The 840-nt window shown below is 62.6% G+C and carries 1 protein-coding gene, 1 tRNA gene and 1 pseudogene; 1 reads left to right on the forward strand and 2 read right to left on the reverse strand.

Features of this window, described 5'->3' with window-relative positions:
* Positions 1 to 552 (forward strand): aconitase family protein (locus NW819_RS04545; RefSeq protein WP_414413023.1); only part of this gene is annotated, 552 nt, incomplete at its 5' end.
* 18 nt (positions 553 to 570) lie between these two features.
* On the opposite strand, the gene NW819_RS04550 is transcribed toward NW819_RS04545, so the two are convergent.
* A tRNA-Met gene (locus NW819_RS04550) sits at positions 571 to 644 on the reverse strand.
* 13 nt (positions 645 to 657) lie between these two features.
* Positions 658 to 810: pseudogene (locus NW819_RS04555) on the reverse strand (hypothetical protein); the annotation flags it as partial.
* Positions 811 to 840: the final 30 nt, after the last annotated feature.

Raw genomic sequence — 840 nt, forward strand, 5'->3', positions numbered from 1 at the left:
ATTGCGCCGACGGTTACTTGGGGGATCACCCCCGGCCAAGGTATTGGGGTGGATGAGCGGATCCCTGCCCCAGAAGATCTGCCGGAAAGCGAGCGGGAACTGGCCAAAGAGGCCTATGCCTACATGGACTTGCAGCCGGGGGATCCCATTGTAGGGACACCGGTGGATGTCTGCTTCATCGGCAGTTGCACCAATGGCCGCTTGAGCGACCTGCGGGAGGCAGCCAAGATTGCCAAGGGGCGGCGGGTGGCCCCAGGGGTGAAGGCGTTTGTGGTGCCCGGCTCAGAACGGGTAAAGCAGGAAGCAGAACAGGAGGGCTTGCGGGAGATCTTCGAGGCGGCGGGGTTTGAGTGGCGGGATCCCGGTTGCTCCATGTGTTTGGCGATGAACCCGGATCGGCTGGTGGGGCGCCAGATCAGCGCCTCTTCTTCCAACCGCAACTTCAAGGGCCGACAGGGATCCCCCAGCGGGCGTACTCTGCTCATGAGCCCGGCCATGGTGGCAGCGGCGGCAGTCAGCGGCAAGGTGGTGGATGTGCGGACACTGCTTTAACCAACCGTCTCTCAGGCATAGCGGGGACTGGATTTGAACCAGTGACCTTCGGGTTATGAGCCCGACGAGCTACCAGGCTGCTCTACCCCGCGGCGCTTTTCTAGCCTAGCTTGTCCTCCGGCTAACCGGCAAGCCTACACCTTGAGTTTCGCCGGGCATTCTCTTCGGGGATCCCCGTCGCACCTGGATGAGCTGGGCGGTGATGCTGATGGCAATCTCGGCGGGGGTTTCGGCGTGGATCTCCAGACCGATGGGGGCAAAGAGCCGAGTAAACTACCCGACCCTGAC

The organism is Synechococcus sp. R8-2 (genome assembly GCF_047461715.1).
In the GTDB taxonomy this organism is placed as follows: domain Bacteria; phylum Cyanobacteriota; class Cyanobacteriia; order Thermostichales; family Thermostichaceae; genus Thermostichus.